This window comes from Tepidanaerobacter sp. EBM-49, from assembly GCF_001896645.1.
GTDB lineage: Bacteria > Bacillota > Thermosediminibacteria > Thermosediminibacterales > Tepidanaerobacteraceae > Tepidanaerobacter > Tepidanaerobacter syntrophicus.
In genome coordinates this window covers 13,545-38,728 of the sequence record NZ_MPPE01000025.1, presented here as the reverse complement: position 1 = coordinate 38,728, position 25,184 = coordinate 13,545, and the positions used below count along the sequence as shown (strand labels likewise).

The 25,184-nt window shown below is 35.7% G+C and carries 25 protein-coding genes and 1 pseudogene; 6 read left to right on the top strand and 20 right to left on the bottom strand.

Going from position 1 to position 25,184, the window contains the following annotated elements:
- Positions 1-59 precede the first annotated feature (59 nt).
- From BUE08_RS03980 to BUE08_RS03935, 10 genes are all read right to left on the bottom strand, one after another.
- Entirely contained in the window at positions 60-737 is a 678-nt protein-coding gene (locus tag BUE08_RS03980; protein ID WP_213951478.1) for a helix-turn-helix transcriptional regulator, read from the bottom strand.
- A gap of 225 nt (positions 738-962) precedes the next feature.
- Entirely contained in the window at positions 963-1,685 is a 723-nt protein-coding gene (locus tag BUE08_RS03975; RefSeq protein ID WP_059032678.1) for an N-acetylmannosamine-6-phosphate 2-epimerase, read from the bottom strand.
- Between the two features lie 53 nt (positions 1,686-1,738).
- The gene (locus BUE08_RS03970) at positions 1,739-2,830 is read right to left on the bottom strand and encodes an SIS domain-containing protein (RefSeq protein ID WP_059032679.1); all 1,092 of its coding nucleotides are present in this window, start codon (positions 2,828-2,830) and stop codon (positions 1,739-1,741) included.
- A 2-nt stretch (positions 2,831-2,832) separates the two neighbouring features.
- Complete coding sequence (locus tag BUE08_RS03965) at positions 2,833-3,636, bottom strand: PTS system mannose/fructose/sorbose family transporter subunit IID (protein ID WP_059032680.1); 804 nt, start codon at positions 3,634-3,636, stop codon at positions 2,833-2,835.
- A complete protein-coding gene (locus BUE08_RS03960; protein ID WP_059032681.1) occupies positions 3,629-4,372 on the bottom strand; it encodes a PTS mannose/fructose/sorbose/N-acetylgalactosamine transporter subunit IIC in 744 nt (247 codons plus the stop codon). Before BUE08_RS03960 ends, BUE08_RS03965 begins: the two co-directional genes overlap by 8 nt.
- Positions 4,369-4,881, bottom strand: coding sequence for a PTS sugar transporter subunit IIB (locus BUE08_RS03955; protein ID WP_059032682.1), 513 nt, complete (start codon positions 4,879-4,881; stop codon positions 4,369-4,371). The genes BUE08_RS03960 and BUE08_RS03955 overlap by 4 nt, the downstream gene beginning before the upstream one ends.
- Before the next feature lie 13 nt (positions 4,882-4,894).
- Complete coding sequence (locus BUE08_RS03950) at positions 4,895-5,335, bottom strand: PTS sugar transporter subunit IIA (protein ID WP_213951479.1); 441 nt, start codon at positions 5,333-5,335, stop codon at positions 4,895-4,897.
- A gap of 22 nt (positions 5,336-5,357) precedes the next feature.
- Complete coding sequence (locus BUE08_RS03945) at positions 5,358-5,828, bottom strand: PTS sugar transporter subunit IIB (RefSeq protein WP_059032684.1); 471 nt, start codon at positions 5,826-5,828, stop codon at positions 5,358-5,360.
- A 14-nt stretch (positions 5,829-5,842) separates the two neighbouring features.
- Positions 5,843-6,256 carry a PTS sugar transporter subunit IIA gene (locus tag BUE08_RS03940; protein ID WP_059032685.1) on the bottom strand — a complete coding sequence of 138 codons (414 nt, stop codon included), beginning with the start codon at positions 6,254-6,256 and terminating at the stop codon, positions 5,843-5,845.
- 208 nt (positions 6,257-6,464) lie between these two features.
- The gene (locus tag BUE08_RS03935; protein WP_213951480.1) at positions 6,465-9,320 is read right to left on the bottom strand and encodes a sigma-54-dependent transcriptional regulator; all 2,856 of its coding nucleotides are present in this window, start codon (positions 9,318-9,320) and stop codon (positions 6,465-6,467) included.
- Positions 9,321-9,712: 392 nt separating this feature from the next.
- Here BUE08_RS03935 and BUE08_RS03930 point away from each other — a divergent pair, with 392 nt between their 5' ends.
- On the top strand, positions 9,713-10,897 hold the full coding sequence (locus BUE08_RS03930) for a 6-phosphofructokinase (RefSeq protein WP_059032687.1): 1,185 nt from the start codon (positions 9,713-9,715) through the stop codon (positions 10,895-10,897).
- A gap of 12 nt (positions 10,898-10,909) precedes the next feature.
- Positions 10,910-12,874: a BglG family transcription antiterminator gene (locus BUE08_RS03925; RefSeq protein ID WP_059032688.1), complete on the top strand. Its 1,965-nt coding sequence runs from the start codon at positions 10,910-10,912 to the stop codon at positions 12,872-12,874.
- A gap of 64 nt (positions 12,875-12,938) precedes the next feature.
- On the opposite strand, the gene BUE08_RS03920 is transcribed toward BUE08_RS03925, so the two are convergent.
- From BUE08_RS03920 to BUE08_RS03880, 9 genes are all read right to left on the bottom strand, one after another.
- Complete coding sequence (locus BUE08_RS03920) at positions 12,939-13,673, bottom strand: KDGP aldolase (protein ID WP_059032689.1); 735 nt, start codon at positions 13,671-13,673, stop codon at positions 12,939-12,941.
- Positions 13,666-14,784 carry a DgaE family pyridoxal phosphate-dependent ammonia lyase gene (locus BUE08_RS03915; RefSeq protein ID WP_059032690.1) on the bottom strand — a complete coding sequence of 373 codons (1,119 nt, stop codon included), beginning with the start codon at positions 14,782-14,784 and terminating at the stop codon, positions 13,666-13,668. Before BUE08_RS03915 ends, BUE08_RS03920 begins: the two co-directional genes overlap by 8 nt.
- Before the next feature lie 66 nt (positions 14,785-14,850).
- The gene (locus tag BUE08_RS03910) at positions 14,851-15,507 is read right to left on the bottom strand and encodes a DUF4310 family protein (protein WP_059032691.1); all 657 of its coding nucleotides are present in this window, start codon (positions 15,505-15,507) and stop codon (positions 14,851-14,853) included.
- A gap of 48 nt (positions 15,508-15,555) precedes the next feature.
- Positions 15,556-16,275, bottom strand: coding sequence for a DUF4311 domain-containing protein (locus BUE08_RS03905; protein WP_213951487.1), 720 nt, complete (start codon positions 16,273-16,275; stop codon positions 15,556-15,558).
- Positions 16,276-16,300: 25 nt separating this feature from the next.
- Positions 16,301-16,675: a DUF4312 family protein gene (locus tag BUE08_RS03900; protein WP_213951488.1), complete on the bottom strand. Its 375-nt coding sequence runs from the start codon at positions 16,673-16,675 to the stop codon at positions 16,301-16,303.
- Entirely contained in the window at positions 16,650-17,057 is a 408-nt protein-coding gene (locus tag BUE08_RS03895) for an SFCGS family glycine-rich protein (RefSeq protein WP_059032694.1), read from the bottom strand. The genes BUE08_RS03900 and BUE08_RS03895 overlap by 26 nt, the downstream gene beginning before the upstream one ends.
- On the bottom strand, positions 17,054-17,449 hold the full coding sequence (locus BUE08_RS03890; protein WP_059032695.1) for a PRD domain-containing protein: 396 nt from the start codon (positions 17,447-17,449) through the stop codon (positions 17,054-17,056). The genes BUE08_RS03895 and BUE08_RS03890 overlap by 4 nt, the downstream gene beginning before the upstream one ends.
- A 1-nt stretch (position 17,450) precedes the next feature.
- Positions 17,451-18,581, bottom strand: coding sequence for an amidohydrolase/deacetylase family metallohydrolase (locus BUE08_RS03885; RefSeq protein WP_213951489.1), 1,131 nt, complete (start codon positions 18,579-18,581; stop codon positions 17,451-17,453).
- Positions 18,578-20,491, bottom strand: a complete 1,914-nt coding sequence (locus BUE08_RS03880; protein WP_213951490.1) for a BglG family transcription antiterminator — start codon at positions 20,489-20,491, stop codon at positions 18,578-18,580. Before BUE08_RS03880 ends, BUE08_RS03885 begins: the two co-directional genes overlap by 4 nt.
- A gap of 303 nt (positions 20,492-20,794) precedes the next feature.
- Between BUE08_RS03880 and BUE08_RS03875 the strand changes: the two genes are divergently transcribed.
- The 4 genes and pseudogenes from BUE08_RS03875 to BUE08_RS03860 form a co-directional block, all read left to right on the top strand.
- On the top strand, positions 20,795-21,130 hold the full coding sequence (locus BUE08_RS03875; RefSeq protein WP_059032698.1) for a PTS lactose/cellobiose transporter subunit IIA: 336 nt from the start codon (positions 20,795-20,797) through the stop codon (positions 21,128-21,130).
- A gap of 26 nt (positions 21,131-21,156) precedes the next feature.
- Entirely contained in the window at positions 21,157-22,080 is a 924-nt protein-coding gene (locus tag BUE08_RS03870; protein ID WP_353682079.1) for a glycosylasparaginase, read from the top strand.
- A gap of 33 nt (positions 22,081-22,113) precedes the next feature.
- Complete coding sequence (locus tag BUE08_RS03865; RefSeq protein ID WP_059032699.1) at positions 22,114-23,433, top strand: PTS sugar transporter subunit IIC; 1,320 nt, start codon at positions 22,114-22,116, stop codon at positions 23,431-23,433.
- Between the two features lie 28 nt (positions 23,434-23,461).
- Positions 23,462-23,773: pseudogene (locus BUE08_RS03860) on the top strand (PTS sugar transporter subunit IIB); the annotation flags it as partial.
- A gap of 443 nt (positions 23,774-24,216) precedes the next feature.
- Here BUE08_RS03860 and BUE08_RS03855 read toward each other — a convergent pair.
- On the bottom strand, positions 24,217-25,068 hold the full coding sequence (locus tag BUE08_RS03855; RefSeq protein ID WP_202859737.1) for a methylenetetrahydrofolate reductase: 852 nt from the start codon (positions 25,066-25,068) through the stop codon (positions 24,217-24,219).
- Between the last annotated feature and the right edge of the window lie 116 nt (positions 25,069-25,184).

Sequence of the window (25,184 nt, the reverse complement as noted above, 5' to 3'; positions counted from 1 at the left end):
TTTACTTAGACTAATTACTTATATACAAAATTATTTTTTCTATCAATTATAACTATATTTTAACTTTCAGCCTTAATTTCAGATTCCGTTTCTAAATCATTTTTACGAGCAATATCTAAATAGCTATACATCGTATACTTTGAAATACCTAGAAATTCTTGAACTCGTTCACCGGATTTCGTAATAAGAAACGCTCCTTTGCTGTCAATATATTTAAGGAACTCTATTTTTTCTTCTCTTGTCATTATAGCCGCAGGTTTACCAATTATGCGCTCCCCTTCACGAAGAATATGTTCTAACAATTGATTTACCTCGCTAACAAAAATTTCGTTATCCAAATACTCATTGATATTATAATTGTTGTATTGCCTTAGAAACTCTTCAAATTTCAATGACTCGGTAATATCTGTATTAATGCATATAGAGCCAATTACCTCGTTGTCTTCATTTCGTATATACATAGAAGAAGATCGAATGACTCTATTATCCTTTAAGCGAGTAATATAATTATAGCGATTGCCATCTTTGACTGTGCCCCTCAGAACTTCAAGACCAAGATTGCTTCCTACCCCTCCAATTTTTCTATTTGTTATATGGCCGTTTCGTATATCAACAATTGTTTTGTCGTAATCATGCTTTAAATCATGTAAAACTATCTCAGTATCACCTCCTAAATGTTGCTCTAACATGTTCAGCAACTGTGTGAAGAATTTTTTTTCTTCTTGAATATTATTCAATATTATCACCTCCTCGAATTTCATGAATTTATTGTACATTACAATATGTATTTTGTCAATACTGTTTGTTAGAAAAACTTTTTGTTTTATTTATATTAATACTTAGCGAAAAAGTTAGTATAAAATATAAATATATTAAGAGAATAGCCAGAAATCATATCTCATTGATTGAAGGTTTCGGGCTATTCTCTCTGATTTATTTAATCTAAAATTATATAAAAACTTCTATCGATATTTATTGATTGCGTCAACAAATCTCTTTGCCGTTATATGTGGGCGAGTAATAGCGTTTCCTACAACAACAGCATGGGCACCCATATAAAGGCACATAACAGCTTGTTCCGGTGTATTAATTTTCCCCTCCATTATTACTAAAGAATTTGTTTTTTCTGTTGCTTTAATAACAGATGCAAGCAATTCTAAATCTGGTCCAAAATTGTGCTTTACTTTCACTAATTCTTGAGGTGTACTTGTATAACCATAAAGTGTCGGTGCTATAAAATCTGCACCATATTCTGCAGCAATTTTAGCGTCTTCTGCATTTCTAACATCTGCAAATATCAATGCTTCAGGTATTTCATTCTTTATCTCCTTAATAATTTCATAAGATTGCTTTCCATCATCGCGAATATGTGAAGTTGCCTGGACCGCAATTATTTGTGCTCCTGCATTATATAGTTCTCTTGCAGCATTGATATCAGGCGTTAAATATACCTCTTTCTCTCCCCTTCCTATCTTCCATAGCCCTATAATCGGGAGAGGAACTTCTTTTGCTATAGATCTTACATCTTGTGGTGTATTTGCTCTTATCCCAACTGCACCTGCCCAATAAGCACATTTCGCCATCATTATAGTAATGCCATTCATATAGTGTGGTTCATCCGGTGTTGCTTGACACGATACAATCAATCCATTTTTCAACTTATTAATAATTTCTTCTTTATCCATTTTTCGTCTCCTCTGGTTTTTAAACTAACAGATGGCTATTAACTCATTCTATCTTATTTACTTTCCATAAGAGAATGAAAATTTTCGATTTTAGGTATGTTTGGATTTATACCTAAGTCTTTTGACAGGTAATACGCTATGCATTGTAAAGGTAATATATACTCAAAAATTGAAAAATCAGGATCGTCTACAAAACTAATATCTAGCGCTTTTGGATCGTTTTTTGTTTTTAGATTTCCGATAATAAAGTTGTGTTTAGTATAATTGGATAGGAAATCCTTTAATCTTATAATTCTGCTTTTATAATTTCCAGCAGATGCTAGGTAAATTATAAATACATCCTCATTAATTGAATTGTAGATTCCGTGCATAAATTCTTCGAGTTCATAACTTTCTATACCATATCTCACAGTTTCTTGAATCTTAAGTCGTCCTTCAAGAGCAGTTCCGTAATTCGAATCATAACCAACAATGATCATTCTACGGCTTTTAACAAGCTCATCTTTGTTTGTCTCATACCAATTTTCTGATGATCTTATAATATTGTTTTGATTAGTTACAGTTACTTTTAGCCGGTTAATTATTTTGTTGTACTCACTATCATTTATTTTCCCTTGCCTTAATGCTAATTCTATACCAAGGAGTAATAAAATTAGCAGCGTTGCTTGATAACCTTTTGTTTTTGGACCAGCATGTTCCGGACCACAAGAAAGTAAGATTGTCATATCGCAATGTTCACTTAGTCTTGTTCCATCGTCATTAGCTGTTATTGCAACCGTGTAACACCCTTTGCTTTTTGCATAATCAATACCTGCAACGGTCGACAAACTTTTTCCGCCTTGTGAAATGCCAATTACCATTGTTTTCTCGTCTAATACTGTTCTGCTGTCTTTAAATGGTATTGGATAAAATGCATCTACTGGTATGCCTAATAATTTTTCTAAAAATCCTCTTGTAGCATATCCGCCATGAAACGAAGTTCCAGATCCTATAATCTGTATCTTATTTATATTTCTAGTTTGAAACTCATTAATGAATTGTTCGGTAATATCCTTGCGTTTTTCTAAAATATTTTTTAAAGCCTCAGGTGTTTCATAAATATACTCTAACATCGCTTTTTCTGAAAGATTTTTATATATACTCAATTTTATACCACTCCTATATATTTTCCTAAAATACTTAATGCTATTATAATCAAAAGAACCCATGTAGTAGATATCTTTCTCTTTAATAAATTCCATACACCTAAAGTTGCAAGCAATGGCAATAAGCACGGGAAAATACCATCGATAATTTCTTGAACAACTACTTTGCCCTCATCTATTTTAAGCACGAGGGGTGTTGAAAGCGAAACCATGCTTGCTATCATGCCGCCAATTACAACCAGCCCAACAATCTTTGCAGCTTCCATAAGATTTTCAAACAGCCCGGCTTCAGAAGCATTTGTTATAAAATTCATGCCTTGTTCGTATCCTATAAAAGTTCCCTTCCATCTTACATAGAAATTAGGGATATTATATATAAGTATAAACATTATTGGTCCTAGTATATTGCCTTTAACAGCTAAAGGTGCACCTACAGCAACTCCAATTATTCTAAATGTTCCCCAGAAAAATGAATCTCCTATTGCTGCCAAAGGTCCCATTAATGCAACTTTTGCAGCATTTATTGTTTCAACATCAAAACCGTCCGGATTTTTTGCATACTCTTCTTCTAAAGCCAACGTAGTTCCTAAAATAAATGGGGCGCATTGAGGCGTTGTGTTAAAGAAGGTTAAATGCCGCTTCATCGCTGCAATAAAATCTTCTTTTTTCGTATAAAGATCTCGTAAAAATGGCATTAAGGCAAAAACAAATCCTTGAGCTTGAAGCCTCTCATAATTAAAGCTCGCCATAATCGGCCATGAGCGCCAAAACAATCTTTTAAGATCTTTTTTTGTATATTTAGCCATTATAAACACCGCCCTTAGACTTGTTTTGGTAAATTATATAAGCAATTATTCCACCTATAATAGCAATAGCAAGAATGTCAAGTTTTAGATATGCAACTAGTATAAATCCTAATGCTAGATACCCTGCATACTTTTTATCAAAGGTCATATCCAACAATAGAGCCATTCCAATCGCAGGAAGGACACCACTTGCAACTTTTAAGCCGTCCATAATTTGCATTGGAACTGCTGAAACTAGAGTTGCCGCTGCATTACTCCCAAAAAGAACTCCGAAGAACACTACAAGGGCTGGACATATAAAAAACAAAGCTGCCCCATACCATAAGGTTCTTTCAACACCTTTATAATCACCCTTATCAGCATATGTATCAGCCATATGTTGAAATGCTATGTTTACAGTTCTTATAAAAATGCCTACAAAGTTTGCTAACATCGCTATAGGAATTGTCAAAGTTACAGCTGCTTGAATATCTAGTTTTGAAATAATTGCAAATGCAGCACCTAAGATACCGCCAATATTTACATCAGCAGGTGAAGAAACGCCTATTCCCACAAACCCCATCATTACAAGTTCTAATGAGCCTCCCACTATAATGCCTGTTTTTATATCACCTAAAAGCAAACCTACAAGAAGTCCGGTTACAATTGGTCTTTGTAGCATATTGTCGCCTGCTATACGACTATCAAGTTGAGTAAGTCCGGCAAGGATGCCTAATATAATAGCTTTTCCTATCATAATTTACCTCCGCCTTTTGAAAATAATTTTTGTATATTTTCCCAGTTTTTTTTGGGATCTAATGGTGCAATTTGTTCGAAAATTTCAACATTCTTTTCAGCCATTCGTGAGAGAATCTTCATTTCTTGTTCATTTAGAAAAACTTGTTTTGATATTTTTACTTTATCTTGATTTTGACTCTGCCGAATCCCTCCCAAATTTACTTTATTTAAATCTTTTACGTGTTCTACAAGTAAAGCGGCGTCTTGTATTGACTCTGTTATAATAAATACTCTTCTATTGGCTAGTTTTCCGTCTTTATCATTTAAAAACTCTATTGCTTGATTAATTGTTAAAATTTTTAAATCAACTCCTGCCGGCTTAGCTAAACTCATTGTCATTTTCAGCATAGAGTTATTGCTTACCTTATCATTTGCAATTATTACCATATCTGCTTGCAATTTTGGTGTCCATGCAGTTCCAACTTGTCCATGCAATAATCTATCATCAACTCTAAGTTGTAGTAACATCTCCTTGCTCCTTTTAAGTCAAGTTATTCCTTAACAATTCTGTAAGGTTTTTGTAGTTATTAATTGATGAATTTAAGAGTTTTTCCCATATTTCTTCTCTTCCATATTTCCCTCTAACTTCACTTGCGGTTATTAACATAGCAATATTAAGGCCTGTTACAGCTAGTATATTATATTTGCTTGACAATAAAGCGGCTATATTGGATGTTGTTCCGCCGAATAAGTCCACTAAGATAATGCTGCCTTCGGGAGCATTTCTTAGAATTTCTTCAATTGGTTCGACATACTCTATTAAGGATTGATCTGGCATCAGCGGAAATGCAAAAATATTTTTTAAGTTTCCGCAAATCATTTCAGCGCCTTCTACGAGTTCAACGCCCCATTTGCCATGCGTTAAAATTAGTAAGTATGGTATATCTTTATTTTTTTGAGTAATACAATCATCCCCTTTCAAGTAAATTATTAAAGGTTGGTTTCTAAACTCCCCAAATTAAATCATAAATCGAAATTGGATTACTATCAGGCACCATTTGAATGATTATCGGTATTTTTTCTCTCCTGAAATAATCAATTGTCTCTATATCTGCATCGGATATAAAAACATTTGAATAAATTTTCTTTTTCCCAACACCACTTGGCATTCTTCCAATTATAATTTCATTTATTTTCACTCCCTTTTCATGCAGATATCTTACTATCTGCAAATTTTTAACTAGTATAATAGGAGAGCTATTTAACTCTTTATTATTTTTTAATATTTCGGCTCCTTTTTCTAAGTTATAAATTTCGACAATCATATTTTGAGGAATAGAAAGTTCTAAAATATTTTTTAATATAGGATTATTTGATACTTCATCATCTATAATTATTATATAATTAGAATTTTTTGCTTCCAGCCATTTAATTAAAATTTGTCCATGTAAGAGGCGCTCATCTACCCTCATCATGCTAATAGCACTCCTTATATAGAATTTGCCTTGTTACCTAATTCATTTTTTACGTTTTTTATCCCCTCAACGCCACTTTGAATTGTTTTGGCTGTTAGTTCCTCTAAGGGCATAAATTCCCTAGAATCCAATGCTTCTATTAACATAGGTAAATTAACGCCTGAGACACTTTCGCATTTGTAATCACTTATACTCGCTGCTGTGACATTTGTGGGACTACCACCAAATAAGTCAGTTAATATTAGAACCCCATCTCCCTTATCTAATTTTTTAATAGAGCTTCTTACAGCAATGTATAACTCTTTTATATCGTCACTTGGGTTCAGTCCTAATGTTTCAACGTTTTCTTGCTTCCCTATAATTAGTTCAGCGCTTTTTAAAAGTTCAGTTCCAAAATTGCCATGTGTAACTATTAAGATACCTACCATAAATTGTCCTCCTATATACATGCAAAATATTTGATGTGAATACAACTACTTAGCAATTACCTATTGTTAAATGCAAGTTCGGTGCCAAATTAGTGTGTCATGATAAATATTAAAAAGGCGAGGGCTTGCAAATGAAGCATTTCTCGCCTTTTTAATATAAAGTTTAAAAACTTTTTTCAATTTAATTTTTCTTTTCAAGATTAGTGTGCTACTGTGTGTCAAAAATATCCATTATATAGCCGATTTCTGTGTCAGGTACTTTAATGCCAAAAGCTTCTTCTATGTCTATCAGTGTGTATTTAACCTTTTCATATATATCACGTTTTTCTTTTATTAGTTTTTCTATGCCACTATATGGAAGTATATCATTTTGGATAAGTCTTTCTATCATGCAGCAGTTATGGAAGATGTATCTTGTCTTTAATTGTCGTGTATCATTAATTCCTAACATCTTCACTAACATAATATAAGAATCGTTTACGAATTTAAAAGCCTTTTTTGCATCTAAAAACGTAAGCATTCCTTCCAATAGTTTGACGAAAACACTATCTCCGGATATTTCCTCTTTTTCATAAGGACCTGCGTTTAAACCACTTATACTTTTTTCTATTTTCTTAATCCCATCTCCAATTATTAGTTCATCTATTGGAATAAATGGCACTCCGGAAAGTTGTAGATCTACGGTCCCCACCACTGCTATCAGATCATTTATTGTTCCCTCATAAAGAGTTTTATTGCCGGCTTGATTTACCTTTTCCGTAATATCGACCGGTTTTATTTTAACATTATATTCATCTAAAAAAGGCAAAGTATTTCTTAACAGTTGCGCAATTTTTACAGCAGCTCCTTTTCCGGAGATACATGTAGTAAGTATTACCTTAGGCTCTGTAATATCGGCTTTGTTTATTACTTCGCCGCTGACCATTCGGCCTATATAAGGATTCGCATTCTTTATATCTTCTACGAGGGTGTACAGGCTCATTTCCGGTAAAAGGCTTTTTCTTACTGCTTCTATAACTATTGGTGTTGAAATATTTTCTATTGACTTTGTTGGTATATTTGTCTTCTTTGTAATTATCTCTGAAAATGCAATAAGAGATCCCATATCCACAAGAAGCAATACACCTTTGCCTTCATCTATGGATTTCACTTTTTCTATAGTTTTGTTTAAAATTTCCTCAACTTTAACATCAAGCGGCATATCTATTGCTCGGCAATGATCTGTTCCCAATAAACTATTTGCAACATTTGCTATGCTAGAGGCGGTAGATTCTCCATGAGCTAGCACTATAACGCCTATTTTCTTATAGCTCGTATCAGAATCTACGGTGCTTAAAAACATAGTTAAAAAACCAATTTCTTCTTTTGGTATATTAATTTCCAGCTCTTGCTGAAGCACTTCCCTTACCAGCTTTGCAGCTCTAAATTCTTCCGGATTGTTTAAAGCAATTTTATTTATTTCTTCAGAGTAAATAATTTCTCCACTAGATATTCTTTCTATCAATGCACTAATATGCATGGCAAGTCCAATTACGGCCCTTGTGCTAAATGTTCGATTAAGCTTCTGCTGAGCAAGAGTAAGCGCCATTTCTGCTGCATTGTACACCTTCGGACTTATAATCTTGAAAAGCTCTTCTTTGACCGGAAGCTCTTTTTCAGCATTGTATTTTTTCATAAGTTCTTTTAAATACTTTTCAATATCTTCGCTGATTATTTCATTTATTGAACTTCCTGAATACCCAATCTTGAAATAGTGATTATACTTATCAGTTATTTCTTTATATAAATTATCAGATAGATCGTAATTATCTACGGTCAAAAAATTCTCTCTATCCTGAGGTGTAAAAGTATAATAATCTTTTTCATATCGTAATAGATTTATTATCTCATTTCTGCTTTTCTCTTGGTTTAACAAACCAGTGTAAACATGCTCAGGCAAAAAATTGATGTTTATCTCTATTTCTTTTTTGCCATATGTTTTGTAATCAAGAAAACCTCTGGCACACAAGAGCTGGATATCACCTTTTAGTTGACCTATATTACCTGTGCAATTATATTGTAAAAACGCTCTTATTACATCTTTATGGACTTTAACAGGCACATTAACATTATTTACTTCATTTATAAAAAATTCCTCTATAAGCTCCATCCTTTCTTCCATAGGTCTTTCTTCCAAGGACGGAAGATTTATTGTCATGGGCACTCTGCGCAGAAAAGTTTTTAATAATGCAGAATTGATATTTTCTGTTGTAGCTCCGATTATAAGCACAGTTGCTTGTCTGTACTTATCCGTCTCGCCAAGTCTTCTGTAAATTCCCTTATCCATAAGTAAAAATAGCATTTCTTGGGCTTCCGGTGGCAGTCTGTGTATTTCATCTAACAGTAAAATACCTCTATCAGACATTTCCACAAGTCCTGCTTTTTCATTTATAGCCCCTGTAAATGCTCCTTTTGTATGTCCAAAAAGTTGCGATAAAATCAATTGAGGATTATCAGCATATTCGGAACAATTAAAAATAACAAGTTTCGCATCATTAGGTATACTTCCTGCATAGAGGGCATATTGGTACATCATTTCTGCAAAAGTTGTTTTGCCCACGCCCGTAGGACCGGTTATTAATGTGTGAAGGCCTTTTGGCGGGTAGAGAATTGCAGCTTTTGCCTGCTTAATAGCAAGCGCCAAGCTTCCTCTTGAACCAATTATTCTATCAAAAGGATCGCTCATTTTCTCTATCTTTTCTTTTTCGGCAGTATCGGCAGTATTAAAGAATTTTAAAAAATCATTTAGTGTGTCAAATATGTACCCATTTTCAAAATCTAATTTCGCAATTTGCTCTAAATGAGATCTGTCAAGAAACTTTACCGGCCTTCCATTTATTTTTATCGCTTTTCCTTCTCGCGCTAATTCATTCAGCTCTCGACTGGCGTTGCTGCGATCAACCTGTGCAATAGCGGAAATAGTTTCTGCGTCAAATCCAATATCGGAATTTTCCGTTAAATCTTTGAGTAAAATATTCTGTGTCAACTTTCCTAAAGCATTGTATACTTTTTCTTTTCTATTCATAAATCCTGCTCCCTTAGCATGAGAAACTAAAATGTCTTATTGGTTATATCCAAAATGCTAAATTGTTTTTTAAAAATTATCTAATTAACATTATAACATTTACCACAATATAGCACAAATAATATCTTTTTGCCTTATCTGTGCTATAAACTTCTAAGGTAAGTTATGAGATCGGCCGCCATTAGGTTTCATAAATTCCTGCCATTTTCAATATACAAATTAAAAACACGAACCTTGAATAATTGTTTTTTGTAATTTGGCATTTATTATATAGCTGTTTTTGCCATATAACATCTCCTCCTTGTAGGTCTTTGTGTCAAATGTTATAATTTAAGAAAACTTTTCCCGAATATAATATTGAGGCTAAATAAATTAGGAATGGAGTGGATTTTTTGAAAAAGAACCTTGCCTTTGCCCAGTCAGGAGGACCTACTTCGGTCATAAATGCTAGCTGCTACGGTATTATTAAGGAAGCTTTAAAATATGGTATTAAGATTTATGGAGCAAAGTTCGGCATAGAAGGCATATTAAACGATAACCTTGCAGAAGTAACAAATATCAGCGAAAACGATTTAAATCTTTTAAGGTATTCTCCTTCGGCAGCTTTTGGCTCTTGTCGTCATAAATTGAAAGACGAAGACTTTGAGAAAATATGTTCAATCTTAGATAAACATAATATAGGCTATTTTATTTACATAGGCGGCAATGATTCAATGGATACAGCTCACAGGTTATCCGAACATATGAAAAAAACATGTAGAGATATAAAGGTCATCGGTGTTCCAAAGACCATAGACAATGACTTGGTAAATACTCATTTTTGTCCGGGCTACGGAAGTGCTGCAAAGTACATTGCGTCAAGCGTAAGGGAGATGGCTCTTGATGCAGAGGTTTATGCAAAAGACATTGTTACAATTGTTGAGGTAATGGGAAGGGACAGTGGATTTTTGGCGGCTTCCAGCGCTTTAGCCCGCGATAATGTTGTAAATTCTCCCCATTTAATATATTTTCCAGAAATGTCTTTTGATGAAAAGGAATTTTTGGACGATGTTAAGACAGTTTTTAAGGATAACCATGGCAAAGTGTTTATAGTAGCTTCTGAAGGACTTAAAAACAAAAACGGCAATTATATCTATTTAAAAGAACAAAAAGCTGATGCTTTCGGAAACATCCAAATGGGCGGAGTAGGCAGCTATATGAAGCAACTTGTAGCTGAGAATATATCAAAACGCGTCAAAGTTGTCGAGCTTTCAATTCTCCAAAGGTGCGCTGCCCATATAGCATCTCTTGCAGATAATGAAGCAGCTGTTATGGTAGGTAAAGAAGCCGTAGATAAATTAATGAAGGGCATTTGCGATGTTATGATATCCATAGAAAAAACAGATAGCATCTTTAGCGCCGGAGCAGTTCCTTTATCCGAGGTTGCAAACCGCACAAAATTCTTTCCCGACCAGTGGATAGACAAGACGAATAGATGGGTTACCCGGGATGCCCTCGATTACATGCTGCCCCTTATTCAAGGCGAGGTAAAAGTTCCTTTTATAGAAGGGCTGCCAAAATACATAAGATTTATATGAAGGAGAATTTGCTTGAGTAAACTTAATATATCTCCCCGCCAAAAATTCATACTGGAGATGTTATATAAGCAAGATCGCTGGGTAAAAGGTCCGGAAATCGCTATTGAAGCAGGTGTTTCTGCGCGGACTATAAGAAATGACATACAACAACTTAACGCAGAAATTGGCATTGACCCGCCTTTGATCATTTCTTCTAAGCGCGATGGCTACATTATCTCAGATCGCAAAAAAGCATTAGAGTTGCTAAAACAAATTGAGACGTTGCAGAATACTTTGCCGATTTATCCAGATGAACGAGCGAATTTTATCCTTAAAAGATTGCTATTTGAAAAGGCGGCAATTAATATATATGATTTAGCTGACGAGCTTATGGTAAGCGACTGTACTATCGAAAGTGATCTTGTAAAAGTTAGAAAAATTGTTGAGGAGTTTTCTTGTAACCTAAATCTTAAGAGAAACTCAGATAATATCTTTTTGGAGGGTTCCGAAGAAAGCAAAAGAAATTTGCTCAGTCAGTTGCTCTTTAAAGAGGCAGGCAATAACTTCCTAAACATATCAAAATATGATAGCTATTTCGAAGATTTTAATATGTCCGCGATACAGGACATTGTTCTATCGGCAATTAGGAAGAACGATCTTGTAATAAATGAAATCGGCTTATTGAACCTAGTTATTCACATAGCTATTTCTCTTAGAAGAATTAAAAATAATTATTTTATCGAAGACTCTCCATACCTTGAAAGTTTTTTAAACACAAACGAATATAAATTGGCAAAAGACATTGCTCAGGGGTTGTCTGAAAGATTCGGCATTAATTTCCCGAAAGAGGAAATTTTATATATTGGTTATATGATTTTAGGAAAGCGAATTTTAAAAAGCAAGAGCAGTAGCTTTCACTATTTAGAAAATGTTATTGAAACAAAATATATAGATATTACTCAAAAGCTAATTAAATCTGTCTATGATAACTTCGGAATAAATTTTTCAGAAGATGAAGATTTGCTTGTAGGTCTTGCTATGCACATAAAAGCTATGGACAGCAGAATTAAAAATAGTATTATTCTTAGAAATCCCATTTTAGAGGAACTAAAGCATAGATACCCATTTATTTTTGAGCTTGCAGTGTTTTTATCAAATGAATTCTACAAACTTACAAATATACAAATGAACGAAAACGAAATTGGCTTTTTTGCGCTTCATTTAGGAGCTGCGTTTGAACGCCTTAATCAAAAAACTGCATCAAAGAAAAAAGTTATCTTAATTTGCACCGAAAATCTAAGAGATATCCTAAGTTCAAAGATAAATTCCGAATTCGGAAGCAAGCTTGAGATAATAGATGTTCTATCAATTGTAGAATATAATATGGCAAAGGATATGAAACCTGATTTTATTATAAGCACAGCAGATTTACAAAATCATTTTGACGTACCTGTAATTTTTATTTCCCCATTTCTTGATAAAAAAGATATTCAAGAAATTAATAAACAGTTGAGCTTTTTTGAAATTGTTATGAATGTAAGGGCAGTTGTAAGCAGAATAGATCGTGCTATAGTCGAAGAGTTATTTTTTCCGGATTTAGATATAGATGACAGCTTCGAAATCATTAAGTTTATGGCAAATAACCTGTATGAAAAAGGCTATGTTCCGCCAACATATTTTGATTCTGTCGTAGAAAGAGAGTCTCTTTCTCCCACATCTTTTGGCAATATGGTGGCTTTACCTCATGCTTTAGTGATGAACGCCTATAAGACCGCAATATCTGTTGCAATTCTTAAAAAACCTATCGACTGGGGCGATTATAAAGTTCAGATTGTTTTTATGTTCGCTATCAACGAATCTGATGTAAAAAGCCTCCAGAGCCTGTACAAATACCTCATGCAGATCTTAGATGACCCTTACGCCGTAAGCCGGCTAATCAAGGCGAAAAAATTTGATGAATTTAAAGGAATAATACTTGACTACTATGGAACGCAATAAATAAATATAAAAACTCCCTGTGTACCTTCTAAGTTCACAGGGAGTTTTTATCTTCTTGATATTCCTACACTATCTTTGATAATATTTCAAATATCTTCTTTACGCTTTCTGATTTTGTTTTGCCGGTTTCTTTTTCGACAATGAAACTGTATATATGGGGCATGACTTTCTTGCATCCTGCATCAAGACATGCTTTTACTATTGCCTCTATGTTATCTTCATTTATACCGCCTGTAGGTTCAAATATGTCAATTCCCGCTTTGCTTGCAGCTTTGGCCATAGCAATCATATGATTTAGCTTTTCTGTTCCATGCATGGGGAAAAACTTTACAGAATCAATTTTTGCTTCTTTTATCATAGCGGCAGCAGTAGAAACATCGACTAACGTTTCGATGTTCTTTTCGCTTAAAGGCCCAGTGGATATCACGACTTTTCCTATTTCATCAGATGGCTTTACCAATGCATTTACTATCGTGCCGGTATATCCTGTCGCCGTCAAAAAGCCTTTTGCGTATCCGGCTGTAGGATATGTCTGGTTTACATGATCCGGATTTGTCGCTTTTGCAATCTCTAAACACCTTTCCCACTGGGATGCGCTGCCGTCGCCAAGTCCGACTGAAATCGCGCTGTATTTTTTAAATTCATTAGCTACTTTAATGGCATCTTCAATTTTGGCATAATGTTGCGCCATTATGCCTACGGCCATATATCCATTTGCAATCTTGTTTAATTCAATAAGGTTGTCTGCGTCATGTGCTAATATATTTATAGCAATGCGATCTTTGTAAAATTTAAGCATTAGTTATTCCCTCCAGTATTTCATGCAATCTGTCAGCTATTATTTCATCATCTTTTTCTTTTAAATTTCTTGGGTCGATACTTATTATTCCTAAGTTTGCATAGTGGTCTCTGACATATATTGATGGATTGCCGCATTTAAGTTTTTCTATAATTTCATATGCAGTAATTTTAGCCGCTTTTTCATCGATCTTTATTTCGGCCCTGTATATTTCTCGTCCGGCTTCATCTTGTTTTATGCTAACATTTATGTTTTTTAGGTCGGCTAAGTTTTGTGCAAGTTTTTCCATCTTTTGCTTGTTTTCTAAAGCAATGGCATGATTATCCTCGTTTACGTATAGCTCTATAGCTTTTAAAAGTCCCATTATGCTTTCTTTGCTGGCTTTCATCGCTCTGCCGATACCTTTGTACTGTTTTTTGCACCAACTGATAAGTTCTCTTTTTCCGCATATAAAGCCGGAAGTCGGACCGCCGATTGCCTTACCTCCGCTATATATTACAAGATCGGCTCCTTGTTGATAGTATTTTTTAATGTCTTCTTCTGCGGCTGCATCTACAATAAGGGGAAGATTGTGCCTATGAGCTATGTCCGCCATGGCTTGAAATGAAACCATGCCTTTTTGAACGGTATGATGAGATTTGATAAACAGCAGTGCCGCTGTTTTTTCATTAATCGCGCCTTCTATGTGGAAAGACTCTGTTTTGTTTGCCTGTCCCACTTCTATAGGTCTTCCGCCGCCCAGTGATACCATTTGGACTATGGGAGCTCCAAAGTTTACGCTGTGTCCTTTTTGAATGATGATCTCGTTTTGCATGCCTTCGCTGTTTGGCAATTGTTCTGCTAATTTCATGTTTCCTTTTGTGATGCATGCAGCAACGCTAATCGCTATACCAGCCGCAGCTCCCAAAGTGACGCAGGCATCTTCGGCTTGTGTATATGATGATATGATTTCTCCGGCTTTGTCGATTAATGAATCTATCTCAACGTACTCTTGGGCAGCCTGCGCCATGTATTCGGCAACTTCCTTTTTCACGGCGCTTGCTCCAAGCGCCGTCATTTTACCGCTTGCATTAATTACTTTCTTTAAACCTAAACTTTCATAAATTGTCATTTACTTTAAGCACCTTACTTTCAACTGTTTAAGATAAAAATATATTTTGCTTGCCCTCCCAGAAGCTTATGCTACCGGAACCGGAAACACTATTCCTAATATCATAGCTCCTAAAATTGCGCCGCCGGCTATCGGTCTATCATATTTATAAAAAAGAGCTGCGCCGACAAAAGCTCCTATGCCTGCCGGAATACTATATTGAATGGCTGATAAAATAACAAGCGGGCCTAAGAATCTTCCGGAAGCATTACCTGCTCCCATCATTACGTCGGTTCCAAAAGAAGTGGTAGTTTCAGGCATAATTTTCCTTATAGCCATTATAATTATTCCTAATACTATACCGATTCCCGCACCTGTAAGAAGAGATAAGCTAAAATTGTATATAGGGGCTTTAATGCCGGATGCCATAAGCATGGCAGGTATTCCAATCCCGACTCCTGTCATAATCGAACCACCAATATCTAAGACTCCAACCAGCGGACCTTCCAAAATTCTCGCTAGAAGGAAGCCACCTGCAAAACCAGCCGCGGCAGCAAAATCTCCGGTTTTTAATCCTTCATCAAACATTTGAACTACAAAAATTTCATTGAACGCCCCTACATGATACATCACAAACATATGCGTGCCGGCAAAAACTGCGGCACAAGCAAGTGCGGTAATCACGGGAAAAGCAAGGGGGCTCATTAAAAAGCTTTTTGAGTTTATCGTTTTCTTCTCTTCCATTATAAATCCTCCATTCTTTCTAAAGTATTTTATTAATGCAAAACAATCTTAAAAAAACTTTAAAAGATTAGCATAAAATCCACGGAAATACGCAATAACCGCAAACAACGCAATAACTATTAGTAATAATGCCCAGTTAGAACTTTGATTTTTATTTTCTTCAAAAGATTTACCGATTAAGATGCCAAGCACAACGCCGGGCACAGCATTGCCCATTATCATATGCGCTAATCCACCAAATATAGTTCCGAAAATCCCGGTAGTTTTACCTGCATCAAGTGCGGCAATCCAAAATATTATCGGCATTACAGGATTTATCATTAAATTTGATGCAGGTCCTAATATCTTTTGGGCAACCATCGACATAGATTCTGGAATGGCAGATGCAATGGTATTCAAAAACGTCACTACAACGGCGCCTACTATGCTACCGCTAATTGCCATAGCAGTAGGATTATACATGGTCTCTTCCGCTTTTGGATTTTTAAGCAGCAGTAGGGCTTCTGCCCAGTTTGGCACTACTCTGTGCAGCACATCTTGCGTTAAAGCGCCTGCTCCGACAACAGAAGCCGCAGAGTTAAAAAGAAAACCAAGACCAAAAGAAAAATGCGTAATTGGATCTCCTTTGCATGCGTTAAGTTCCCCGATGGTTCGGAACGACCCCATAGACTGAACTTCCGGAGCAAAGAACATTCTTGCAGCGCCAGCTGATACCGCAGCACCAGCCAAAGCTCCGATTATGATTGATTTAATAATAATGACTAACATGAGTTGGAACCTCCTTTATTTTTAGTTATAGACTATTTTCTTGAAGGCGATTAATTAACCTTTTTTTACCATCTCGAATTACCTCAACACTATCTTCTTTGTAATCTATATATCTAATCCGAACTTGAATAGTTGATTTAACTAGATATTCCCTTTTTATCTTTGGCATAAAAACCCAAAGAAATTTTTCTTTCCTTTCTTTTATTGTCATTTTGTCAATGCGAAATGCTTCAGGTTCCATAAATACAATGCATCCATCTATTGATGCATATACTTCTTTTCTTAGATTTGTAAAGGCGTTTTGAATCGCAAGAGTTTCGCTTTTGCCTTTTCCCGAGATATTAAACTCTTTTACTATTTCTTTTAACTGATTTTCACTTTTTGCCTTTAGATTTTCCATTTTCTTTCCCCTCTTGAAGAATTTTCTTATATTCTTCAACAATTCTAAAACCAAGTTCTTCTACATCCATAAATCCAAATCCTAATACTCTGGCTCCCTCTCTTAATGCAGTTATGCCTGCGTCTATCGACCTTAAATGATGAGCAACCTTGTAGCCATATTTGTTCGCCGCCACAAGAGCTCCTGCGCCTCCACTGCCGCAAAACGATAACCCTATGTCAGCATTTTTTTCATGCATAACATCAGCCAACTTCATATCCGCTGCCATCCCTGGGATTACGTATGCTTCTGCGCCTGCCTTTTCAACTCCCTTTGCCACCTTCTGGCCCTTTCCGAGCCTGTCTCCTATAACTACCAAAATCTTTTTCTCATTATCACTCATAATTTCCCCTCCTCTAAGCTATTTATTTCACTTTTATTTTGTTCCTCTTTAGCAGCTCCGATATGTGTAGCAATTAAAATTACTTCTCGCTCGTCAACATCTAAGTTATACTTGCTGAAAATAGGCTCTGCTGACTTTAGCGCTATGTCCATTATCTTGCCGTCAAGCTGCGACTTAACTGCGCTTAAATCCATCTCCGGCAGGTATTCTCCTGCTTTTAGTCTTCTTATCAGACTTATATAATGAGCAGCGACTGCTATTTTTCTAGATTCACTAAAATGAATACCCTCTTTTTGTGATTCACTTATTAATCTTTCCATAAATGACTTTAACTCTGAAATTTCCTCTGTATTTAGCTGCATTTCTTTTTGCACAACTGACATGTAGTCCATTTTACTCTCCTTCTGTATTAATTAATTCTTCTCCTGTAATTAAATACCTCGGAACAAGTTTGAAATTGCTTTTCATTTTATTTCCATCTGAATCTATAAACAAATATTGTCCATCAATTTTTTGCATAACCGTAATTTCCGCCTTGTAGCCTGTTTCTATAGGTTGATTTTCTATGCCCAGTATTGTCCTTGGATTTATTGTCGCCAATGTTACAACTTCCCCTAGGCTAAGACCCAAATTTACAAGCTTAGTCAATGTAGTAGTTAGGCTGTACACAGGACCATTAATATTTTGATTGTATATATCGGTGCCGGCTGTATAGGGTTTTATATCCAGGCTAAAAGCTTTTTGCGCAACCTTAAAATTAAAACTAGATGTTCCGTGGCCTATGTCAAACAAGACTCCTCTTTCATATGCATCTAAAGCCTCTTTTAATACTGTACCATCCGGGTTGAAAAGACCGCCCTGCTTGCCATGATAAATATGGGTTACAATATCTCCCTTGTCTAGCAGATTCAGGACATCCTTAAGCTCCGGCGGAGCATTTCCAATATGCACCATTAAAGGTAGTTCCATCTCTTTAGCAAATTCTTTAGCAATTTTTACGGGACCAATTCCTAAATTGCCTACTACGCTGGCACTTGCTCTTACTTTTATCCCCTTGATAACTTCTCTATTATTTAAGATAACTTTTTTATTAGCTTCAATATCGATATTGTTATAATCCGAAAGCTCTCCCGTTCCCTTCTTAAGTCCATCTTTGGCAATGTTTAAAAATTCATATACTTTCGTCCTGCTTTTGCAAATTACATTCTTTTTAAAGTCTTCAAAGGTATATGCCCCTGCGCTGCCGGCATCTACCAAAATACCCACGCCCATGTTTACTCCTACTGTGTCCGGCAATACCCCAAGAGGCGTTACGTCAGGAAAGACATGGGTATGCATATCTACTAGAGAAGGCGTTACTATTATATCCTTATCTTCGATCACGAACGACGCATTTTCTTTAGAAATATCGTAATCTATTTTTGAAATTTTACCATTTTCAATTAAGATATCGCCATTAAAGTCAGCGCATTTCATTGGATCAATTATCCTTGCATTTTTTATAACTAAAGTTTGGGCTTTCACTTCGTCACATCCTCACTATTTAAACTCATATATGTTTTTATTGCTAAAATATCCTCATCCATTATGGTAAAGGGATACTTTTTACACAAATCTTTCATTTCTTCATATATAACGGAATCGACCTCTGATTTATCATTTGTCAATTTAAATGGCTGCCCTTTAAAAAGGTCCTTCTCTTTAGAACTCAAAGAAAGTCTCAAAGCCAAGTGAATAATTAGCCCTAAATAAGTTTCATTGCTCATTTTGATTGCAAGTTTATTTTTAAGCCTATCAACGAAACATGCTAGATCGGAAATTATGCTTATAAATGCCGGGATCTCTTCTTTGTTCGCTATTTTTAAATTATTGGCCGATCTTTTACTCTGAAACTTGCTGGTTTCCACATTTAAAACATTGTATATGCGAACCATATCAGTTTCTGATACAAATGGGCTTACGGAAATGACCGGAAAATTATCGTTCTTAAAATTAACTGTAGAAATAATTGCATCTACTTCAGGATCATTTAATGACTCGGCTTCAGACATCGAAATCGTTCCCTTGACTACTATATCGGGAAATTTATTTTTGAGGTTTGCTACAAGTAACTGGGCTCCTCCTAAACCGGTGGGACATACTGCGTATACTTTTTTTGTCTGCGTTCCCTTTGCCCTTTCTATGGCAGCTCCCAGATACATCATAATGTAGCTTATTTCATCATCATCTAAGGAATATCCGGTATCTTTTTCAAAAACCTCAGCCATTATTTTGGCGGTTGAATATAGCTGTGCATATTTTTCTAAAACAATATCTTTGAGAGGGTTTTTTTCCTCTATTCCCAGCATTAGCCTGTTGTATGTAGCAGATAAATGAAGATTTAACCCTTTAGATAATTCTTCATCATCCGAAAGGTCCATCCCCAAGATGCTGCCGGCTGTCTCTATCATAGTAGCAACACAATTATTTAACGACGGATTTAATTCCTCTTTATAGATCTGATTAATTTTTCCGCTTAAAAGATGTAATGTTATATATCCTACTTCAGCTTCCGGAATAGCAACTTCATATTCTTTCTCTATTTTTTTGCTCAAAAGTTTTGATATCTCATATTCAGGATTTTGCTTTAGGAAATTTAGTTTCTGCTCATCAATAGTTATATTAAAACCATCTTTAATCCTTTTTACCGCCATTGCTATATGCACTACTAATGCCAAAAAAGCACTATCGGTAAACCTGTAACCTAAGGCCTTTTGCGATTCATTCACGAAGATTTTTACAGGCTCTAAATTGATATTAGACAAATAGGTGGAAAAAAGGTCTATAACAATATTGTCTCCGGGTTTTTTCATTGTATTTGCATAATTATTATTTATTTCCATAAGACTTAGTATTTGCGATTCATCGAGATTTTCTGTAAGAAAGCTTATAATAGCCTCTCTCCTATTATCTTCATCTCCTTCTAACGCCACACCTTTTTTCTGTGTCCTGACAACATCCAGGTCAAACCTTTCAAACCAATTTTCAACATCATTTAAATCATTATAAAAGGTAGTTCTGCTAATACCGGTACGAGAACATATATCGCTTATAGTAACAGTATCGCTTTCTTTTAAAAGAATATTTATAATTGCTTTCACTCGTTCTTCTTTTGATAACGGAGTTATATATGGTTTAAAGTCAGAGAGTTCATTTTTGATTTTACAAATAGTTTCTTGATCGTTTTTCTCCTTATTTAACCAGATACCCGTACCTGGTTTAATACATAATTCCAGCCCCTTACTCGAAATCCACTCTCTAATGTCCTGCAAATCATTATATATAGTTCTCTTGCTCACTTTATACTTATTAGCCAACTCTTCTGCCGTATACATCTGATTTTCTTCATTTAAAAATTCATACAGAATATGACGCTGTCTCTCTGATAAATCCATAAAATCACCTTTGTTTGTATTAAAAAGTATTATTTTTGCAAAACCATTGTTGAAATAAAATACTATATCTATATACTTTCCAATTAACTTTTGATAATAATATTCGCTATTTCCTTGGAATATCCTTTAATATAATAAGTTCAATTTATTGCACCATACTAATTGCAATTTAGTACTTTATTTTTAAAACCAAACTATGTTTTTCCTTTCTGTTAGGAAAATATTTATTTGAAGAAGGTATAACTTACTTTATAAAATAGTTTTAGAAGCATCAAATTAAAATAATGTAGAAAGGTGGCAGTCATGCAAAACATAGAAGAAGTTTCTGTTAAAATTATTGCTTCCGCCGGAGATGCCTTAGCGCAGATGGTGCAGGCTTTAGATGCCGCACGAGTAGGCGATTTTGAAAAAGCTGACAGCTTAATGCAGCAAGCAAGTCTTTCTATTACCGAAGCTCATAAAGTTCAAACGGGTCTTATTACTCAAGAAGCACAGGGCATTAAAAGTGAATATTCTATATTAATGGTTCATGCACAAGACCATCTGATGAATGCAATGCTTGCTCAAATATTAATTAAGGAAATGATACAGCTTTATAGAAAGCTTGCAGAAGTTTCAAAAGGAGGCAAATTTAATTGAGCTTTGGAATAATTGCTACATGGCGCATGGCCCTTGAAGGCGTTGAAAAAGCTGCAAAAATGCTGAAAGACGGTTCAAGGGCAGGTGATGCATTAGAAAATGCTATAATGGCGGTTGAAGATTATCCCTTTTATAAGTCAGTAGGTTACGGCGGATTGCCCAATGAAAACGGCGAAGTGGAACTGGATGCAGCTTTTATGGATGGAGATACTTTATCTATCGGTGCAGTTGGAGGAATTCGCGACTTTAAAAATCCCATTAGCATTGCCCGCCATCTTAGTCGAGAAAGATTTAATATCTTTTTAGTTGGCATTGGCGCTGAAGAATATGCTCATAAAAACGGTTTTGAAAGAAAAAACATGTTAACAGAACGTGCCAAAAAGATCTGGGACAAACGAATTAGGGAAATAAGAGAACAGAACCTTAGCCCGTACGATGGTCACGATACAGTAGGTATGGTTTGTCTTGACAAAAATTCAAGTATGGCAGCAGGAACTTCTACCAGCGGTTTATTTATGAAAAAGCGGGGACGTGTAGGCGACTCGCCGTTATCAGGTTCGGGGTTTTATGTAGATTCACAAATCGGCGGAGCTGTTGCCACAGGTCTCGGGGAAGATATCATGAAAGGGTGCCTGTCTTATGAAACTGTAAAACTGATAGAAAGGGGTCTTAGTCCACAAGAAGCTGCAGAAAAGTCAGTATATGAGCTTACGCAAAAATTATTGCAAAGGAGGGGAAAATCCGGAGAAATATCTGTTGTATGTATGGACAATAAGGGACGTTGGGGCGTCGGAACAAATGTAGAGTTTTCATTTGTTGTATCTTGCGAGGATGATAATGTTCCCAAGGTATACCTTGCAAATCCTCATGGCAGCAAAACCTTGTACTCTCAGGCCAGTCAACAATGGCTAGAAGAATACCTTAAAAGAATTACAAGCCCCATAGTGTAAAAGTTAAAGCCAAAAAATGAAAGGAGATTTTATATGAATAAGGTACAGGATTTTCTTGAAAAGAAATTATTACCCTTTGCTGTAAAATTAGCAGGTCAACGGCATTTAGCCGCTATTCGCGATGGATTTATTTCATTTATGCCCTTCTTAATCATAGGTTCTATATTCATTATTATTCAAGATTTTCCTGCTCCCGGATGGCAAGAGCTGCAGACAAAGCTTTTTGGGCCGGGATTCAATCAGTTTATTATACTTCCAAAAAGAGTCACTTACGATATAATGTCAATATATATAGTCGCAGCAGTAGCATACAAGCTAGCCCAATCTTACAAAATTGATGCTTTCTCGGCATCCTTATTAGGAATTGCTTCATTTATACTTGTAACGCCTATTACTACGACGATAGAAATTGATAATACAGTTCATACCGTAGAAAAGGTCATAACAGTTGGTGGCTGGTATGGAACCCAGGGGCTGTTAGTAGCACTTTTAGTTGCAATTATATCCACTGAAATATTTAATTATTTTATCAAAAAGGGTATTATTATACGAATGCCTGAAGGTGTTCCGCCGGCAGTAAGCAGAGCTTTCTCAGCTCTTATTCCCGGATTTGCAGTAATCGTATTTATGTTGCTGGTTCGTCTTGCTTTCCTTCAGACGCCCTATGGTTATATTCATGATTTTATCTATAAAATTGTTGCTGCACCGATGACTGCTTTAGTAGCAAATAATCTTTTAGGGGCAGTTGGGACAGTTTTTGCTATTTCCCTCCTGTGGTGCATAGGTTTAAATGGCGGAGCAATTGTGAATGGCATTCTAAGACCATTCTGGGTGCCTTTGCAGGAAGCAAATTTGGCCGCAATTGAACAAGGCCTTCCTGTTCCAAACATCATTACAGAACAGTTCTTTGATATGATTTGGATCGGAGGTGCCGGCGCTACTTTACCTGTAGTATTCCTGCTTATACTCAGAGCAAAATCAAAACAATATAAAGAACTTGGCAAATTATCTCTTGCACCTGGCTTGTTCAACATAAATGAACCTATAATGTTTGGTCTTCCTGTAGTTCTTAATCCAATAATGATGATACCCTTGATTTTGGGTCCTGTGACAATAACTATAGTAAATTATCTTGCGATGGCAGCCAACATTGTTGCAAGGCCTACAGGTGTCATTCTTCCGTGGACTACACCGCCGATAATTCAAGGCTTCCTTATTACAGGTCACTGGACTGGGGCAGTGCTTCAACTTGTAGATATATTAATTGTCGGAGCAATCTGGTGGCCGTTTATAGCGATGGCAGACAAGCAAAGATACGAGGAGGAGCAAGCGCAGGCACAAATCGAGGAGTAAAACTACTTTTGTAAGTTCGGAGGAAAAAACTATGAAAATATATCTTGTATGTTATGCGGGCATGTCCACTAGTTTGCTGCTTACGCGGATGGAAAAAGTTGCAAAAGAACAAAATTTAGATGTAGACATTCAGGCAGTTGCGGCAACACAGATTCACGAAGCATTAGAGGATGCAGATGTTATACTTTTAGGCCCTCAGGCTCGATACCTTTTGAAAGATGTTCAAGAAATTGCATCGAAGAAGGGAGTGCCAGTAGAAGTTATAGATTCTGTAACTTATGGGACCATGAATGGTGCAAAGGTTCTTGATATGGCTTTAAATCTTATAAAGAAAAAATAGCAGCAAAATTTATGCCTACCAATGGGTAGATAAAACGAATAGAGGGTTACACAAGATGCTCTCAATTACACGCTACCGCTTATTCAAAGTGAGGTAAAAATTCCTTTTGCAGATAGATAAAAACTCCCTGCGTTCCTTCCAGGTTCGCAGGGAGTTTTTATCTTCTTGATATTTCTATACTATCTCTTCCATGAGTTCTTTCATAGTAACAATTCTGGCAGTTCCTTCATATTCATTAATGGCCATATGGACTTTATTTTTTGTAATTTCCTAAAAAGTTCATCCGTTTTTGTGATTATATCATTTTCTTTGTATGGATCTATCCCGAATATCTCAACAAAAAATTAGTATATAAGCTCAGCAGTTTGCTAACATACATTAACTTGCAGCCTTTATAAGTTAATGATTTTACATATCGTAGCATTATTTATAAAGATAGATGTTTATTCCTTTATACTTCTTATTCCTGCATTTTTTATTATATCTGCAACATCTTGCCATTTGTTTAAAGTGTAGATATGGAGGCCATCGATTCCCATATTAATATAATCGTAAATTAATTTTACAGTGTATTCCTTACCTGCTTTTTTGAAATCTTCAGGGCTGTCGCCATATTTTCCTATGATTTCCGCTAATTCCTTCGGAATCGAGCATCCGTTAGATACCGTCATTCGAATCGTAGGATCCTTTGAAAGAACCGGCATAATACCGGCATCTATAGGTAATGTAACTCCGGCTTTTCTAATTTGTTCAACCCAACACTGATAGTTTTTGACATCATAGCATAATTGGGTCATTATGTAGTCTCCACCGGCGTCCTGCTTTAATCGAAGGTGAGCTATATCTTCTTTAAGAGAACCAGCTTGAATATGCTTTTCCGGGTTCCCTGCTACTGCAATGCAAAATTCAGGGAAATTTGTCCTAATATATTCTACTAACTCATTGGCATGATCAAAATCTCCTCTTGTTTCCTGCCATCCCTTGGGGAAGTCTCCTCTTAATGCTAGAATGTGGTTAACCCCCATTTTTAAGTATGTCTCTAGCTCTTCGCGTATTTTTTCTTTTTTATTGCCTATGCATGTATAATGAGTTACCGGAATTGTTTTGCCGCTTTCTTTAATGGCCTTGCATATTTCCATATTCCGGCCTACATTCGTTCCTCCCGCACCGTATGTACAGCTGATAAAATCCGGTTTATAAGCGTATAAATGCTCTAATGTGTCAAGAAGAGGTTCCATGGACTGTTCAGCTTTAGGTGGGAAAACCTCGAAAGAAAAAGACATCCTTTTTTTCATAATATCGGTTACTTTCATGTTGTGCCGTTACAGAAAACTTATAAAGCTTTATATGATATAAGGGAGTCTAGCTTTTTAATGTTTTAAGTTTTTTCTGTAACGATATTCACCTCCTG